Raw genomic sequence first — 4,734 nt, forward strand, 5'->3', positions numbered from 1 at the left:
CCGCGCACCCAATCGGCACTTCTAGAAGTCATGGAAGAAAAACAAGTTACCATCGATGGAGAAGCGCGGCCGGTTCCCCAACCCTTCTTTGTGATCGCCACCCAAAATCCGATCGAATATCAAGGCACTTTTCCGCTTCCAGAAGCACAAATGGACCGTTTTGCCGTTTGCCTGAGTTTGGGTTATCCCAGCGCCACAGAAGAATTAAAAATGTTACAAAGACAGCATTCTCAAGAGACGGTTAAATCCCTAGAAGCTTGTATTTCCCTAGAACAGGTGGGAGAATTGCAAAGATTAGTGAGTCTGGTCAAGGTAGCTCCTGCTTTACAGCAATATATCGTCGATTTAGTCCGCGCTACCCGTGATCACGAAGATATTAGTTTAGGAGTCAGTCCCCGGGGTTGTGTGGTTCTGCAAAAAGCAGTTCAAGCTTACGCTTTCTTGGAAGGTCGCGATTATGCTATCCCCGATGATGTTAAGTTGATTACTCCCTATGTCTTCTGCCATCGTCTGATTCCTAGTCACGGTCGTCAAGCTAAAGCTATCGTGGAAAGACTTCTGCAATCGGTGGCGATCGAGGATCGCATCTATGCTTAAATTTCAGTTATTGATGAACGGTAAGTTACATGGTATTTCTAAATTCTGCCAAATTGGTAGAGCCGATCTATTAATTGCTAGTATTGCCTTAGCTAACTAAAGGCTTGAGTAAAAATATTTAGTGAGTCCACGGAAAATCTGCTCTCAGGAGAAAACAATGTTTTGTTCACAGTGTGGAACCAAAAGTGGACATCTCTAAAAATTATCACCCGCTCACAGCTTGCTTTTATGCCCTGTACTAATCAAACAGTTCGATAATAACGGAAATGTATGTCTATCGTTGCTAATTCAATTTCAATGATCGTTCCTTTCCTCCTTGCTAGAAAAGCGATCGCCCGATCTTGTATAGGCTAGATTAAGTTTCTGTAAAATTACCTCTCTGAATGCGATCATCAATCAATTTTGATACCACGGAAGTATGTAATTTTTAGAAGCTCTAACAAACCCTTTTTGGTTGTTATATTCAACCATCAGCCATAAACCACTATTGCCAAAACCAACATGAAAAACTTTCGGTCTTTGAGAACTAGAGTCAACCAGACTTTTGATCACTGTATCTATAGGGATAGTGGTGATAGGCGGTGAGCCTGTACCAACAGAAGGACGTAAATTCAAATCAGTCAAGGTTTTAAAGTTTGGCGCATTGATAATCTCCCAAACCTCAACATCATTTTCATCGGCCTTTTCTTGCATTTCTTCCTGCGTCATGGAGTAGGTTACGTCACCAAAATATTCTCGAAAGACTTCTAGACCCACAGATTGAATTTCATCAAAAGAGGATGGGATAGGTCGTGTAGCAGTTGATTTTGGAAAAACCAGATACTCAACTCCAAATTCGATTCCACTAATAATCTCAGTTTTACCAGCATTCCAAGGGTTTTCTCCCAATGCTTCAACCAGTTTGATCGAGCCTTCACCAATTTTATCGCTAGGTCCTTGATCAGCATAAATTGCCAAGATTTCCTGTCCTTGCCAACGGACAAGAGCTAAGTCTCCTAGTTTACAAGTTACACCGGAGACTGAAGCAAAATTTCCGGGTAAAACATAATAGGGAATGGTTTCTGCATTGACATACTCAGCATCTCCTCGCCAACCTTTGCTCTTGCGGAGAGATGTTGGCAGTTGACCATATTTGGGATCAATAGTCCGTGCGCGAGGTGAACCATCAGCATCCGTATCCATATCAGCTTTGATGTAAACAGCGCCGTTACTGAGTATCTTGATGCGTGATTGAGTTGGTTTATAGGAATGGGAAATGCTCCTTCCTGCTTGTATAGCAGAAACAATTTTATCTGACCATAACTGAGACATATTGATTTCCTCCCAAGGATAAAAGATAATTTTAGTTTGACATTAAAAACCGACTAGATTTACTCGCATTTAAAATATCTACCTTCTTTATCTTCGGACTTTTGTTTACACCAATCGTTAAAATCAATTAAGTAGGTGGGTGGAATTAAATATAAGATGAACGTAGGTTAAATTGAAGCATGAAACCCAACGCCCGCAAGGGTTACGCTACCGCCAACTCATCCTTTTTTCTCTTCATTATTATTCATAATTCATCCCCTCTATCTTACTACTTAATTTCAGAACACTTACGCCACCTTATAAGTTTGATGGCTCTCTTGATTACTGCGGACAAAATGTTCTACCATAATAAACAAGAGAGCCGCTTTGATTATGCAGGTTGCAGTTCAGCAATAACCGTTGACGCAATCGCATAAGCCGCTTCGGTAGATAGTTTTTCGGCTTCTGCTCGTGTATCAATGGCATCTAAAAAGTAACTCTCACACAGAACACAAATCGGACAATTCGTGTCTTCAGACTCAGAGAGAACGGTTACACCATTTTCCATTACACCAAAATCCCTTTGTCCAATTGCATTAGCAACCGAAGTCGAAAGTTTTTTGGCAAAAGCGATCGATTTTGGTTTAGCTTTGGTTGGGTGAACCATTACACAAGTGTAGTGAGGTTTTCTGTCCGTAGCATTGTGATGCAAACTGAGAAACATGGAATGATCTGCGGCTTTTTGTCCGATCAGATCGCGCGGATCGCTTGCTGGATCGAAAATCTCGGCTGAAATGCTTGCTTTATCTAGTTCCGCTTTCACGATCTTGGCTTGCAAAAGATTCATCTCATATTCAGGAGTCCCATCTTTTGCATCAGTACCTGAATGGATGGGGGAATGACCAGGATCAATTAAAACAGAAGCTGGACGAACAGAAGGATGGTCCATAATCTGATTCCAAGTCCGTTCATCTACTATCCCTGTTACTTCCGATTCCCCTAAATGATCCCGTTGGAAATTTTCAACAGCCTGTTTGGTTTTGGGTCCAAAAATCTTGTCAACCCGACCACAGTTAAAGCCAATTTCATTAAGTTTGGCTTGTAATTGTCCAACTTGTAACCCTTGACTGCCTACTTGTAATAACATAAACTTGTCTCCTCCAATCTCTCGTAAAAGTTTTTGTGCTTCTGGATAGCATCGATTTATGATCTAGTCTGCATACCCTAAAAAATTCAACAAACGGTGAGTTTTCCCAGCGTCCCCCCTATTCTGAAAAAACTCACCAGAAGCCTTTATCTCGCCCCTCACCCTTATCGAATCGGTCTCCTATCCGAACTGTCCCGTATCGACCCATTCACTCTTGATTAGCGACCACCAATCAGTTGCCAGACCATCGAGGACGTACTTGTAGGGCAGCCAGCCGTAGCCAGCGCTTCCCCAGGCAGTCCCCCAGGAGTTGCGAATCAGCAAGGCACCGGTGGTTTCAATGCCGCCGGGGTTAGTATTCTTAATCTTGAGGTTGTCGTCGTAACCAACTGCGTCAATGGCGTGACCGCCGAGAACTCTCTCGCCCGGAGTCGGATAAGGTATCTTACCGCCATTGGTGTTGGCCTGACTGATAGAACTGTAAACAGTAAAGCCAAACATTGAGGGCAGCCCATTTGCCAAGTAGGTTTTAATCTGAGTTAATAGGTTGCTCCGTGTCGTTCCTGGGGGGTCGAGGCGGTAGTAGGAAATCGCCTGATAGCTTTGGGCAAAAGCGTAGCAGAATGCCGACGGCTCCTTGTCCAAATCAGCGATATTGTAGGGATAGTACTCTTCTGGTGGTACGCCAAACAAGGTGAGGGCGTACATTGTTGAGCGCAAGAAGGCTCCCGTATCTCCCGTCCATTTGAGCAAGTTGCGCGTCACTTTGTAGAGGAAGAGTCTGGAAGCATCGAGGTGTTTGCCAAAAGCTCGCCGCTCAAAATACTCCACCAGTCCGACACCGGCGTGGGCCGTACAAGAACCGATAGTTTTTTGATCCTCGATGGGGGAACACCACGGCCTCAAGTCCACGCTGGCTGGCAGCGCTGCTGGGGCAGATGTCGTTGCTCCCACTTTGGCCAGCATTTGCTTGACAGATGGCTGTCCCAAAGCTTGCAGTTTGGATGGTACGCGTTCAGATTGAAAAGTGACATCACGAATATCGGGATAGTCAGGCAACCATCCCATTGCGGGAATTACAAATGTTTCACTCATTTTTCCTTTCCTCCTAAGTCGTTACTCACTAGCCCTTGGCTATCTGAGAAGCCTTTACTCTCGGACTTGGAGCGTGACAGTAAATCGTTCGACAATTGACGGCTCTCCCTGCCACTCTCGCCAGAGCTTAAGCTTTAGTTGGCCTATCCCAGCCCGTTGCGCTTTAAAGGTCAGGACTCTCTGACCGCCCCCGCCGACTTTCGACTCCCCGGCAGGTACATACTCAGAGGACTGCAGCTCCACTAAATCGCCCCCGCCGCCATCAAGCGCCCACTGAAAGCCGGTAGTGGGATTCTCGTCGAGGGACAGTAGCAGTAGGTCATTGACCTGCATGGTGATGGATTTGCCGTTGTCAGTGCGAGTAAGGGTTAGCATTGCATCTTGACCGTTCCCTCCTTTCGGTTTCCACTCTGTCGCCCCACAGCCCTGGGAAAAGACTGGGGAAAGCACGAGGATTAGAGTTTTGACATCCTCACCGCCGTAAACGGACGGTGATTCCCAAACCTCACGATTTAGGTTTCTGCTTCTTTCCCTTGCGGGGTTCCGCACCTGCCTTAACAGATTTACTCTGTTCTGGTCTTATAGTCGCTCTACAGACTGACACC

5 protein-coding genes are annotated in these 4,734 nt (G+C 45.2%); 1 reads left to right on the top strand and 4 read right to left on the bottom strand.

Annotated elements, in window-relative coordinates; genetic code table 11:
• A partial coding sequence (locus PX636_RS19590; RefSeq protein WP_288118397.1) for an AAA family ATPase occupies nucleotides 1–597 on the top strand: 597 nt, incomplete at its 5' end.
• Nucleotides 598–993: 396 nt separating this feature from the next.
• Here the strand turns inward: PX636_RS19590 and PX636_RS19595 are convergent.
• The 4 genes from PX636_RS19595 to PX636_RS19610 form a co-directional block, all read right to left on the bottom strand.
• The gene (locus PX636_RS19595) at nucleotides 994–1,908 is read right to left on the bottom strand and encodes a glycoside hydrolase family 75 protein (protein WP_288118399.1); all 915 of its coding nucleotides are present in this window, start codon (nucleotides 1,906–1,908) and stop codon (nucleotides 994–996) included.
• Between the two features lie 370 nt (nucleotides 1,909–2,278).
• On the bottom strand, nucleotides 2,279–3,034 hold the full coding sequence (locus PX636_RS19600; RefSeq protein ID WP_104395604.1) for an N-acetylmuramoyl-L-alanine amidase: 756 nt from the start codon (nucleotides 3,032–3,034) through the stop codon (nucleotides 2,279–2,281).
• Nucleotides 3,035–3,214: 180 nt separating this feature from the next.
• Nucleotides 3,215–4,129 (bottom strand): C1 family peptidase, encoded by a 915-nt coding sequence (locus tag PX636_RS19605; RefSeq protein ID WP_288118402.1) that lies wholly within the window; start codon nucleotides 4,127–4,129, stop codon nucleotides 3,215–3,217.
• Nucleotides 4,130–4,183: 54 nt separating this feature from the next.
• Nucleotides 4,184–4,678 carry a protease inhibitor I42 family protein gene (locus tag PX636_RS19610; protein ID WP_288118403.1) on the bottom strand — a complete coding sequence of 165 codons (495 nt, stop codon included), beginning with the start codon at nucleotides 4,676–4,678 and terminating at the stop codon, nucleotides 4,184–4,186.
• Nucleotides 4,679–4,734 lie beyond the last annotated feature (56 nt).

Source organism: Microcystis sp. M53598_WE2, from assembly GCF_030067735.1.
Taxonomy (GTDB): domain Bacteria; phylum Cyanobacteriota; class Cyanobacteriia; order Cyanobacteriales; family Microcystaceae; genus Microcystis; species Microcystis aeruginosa.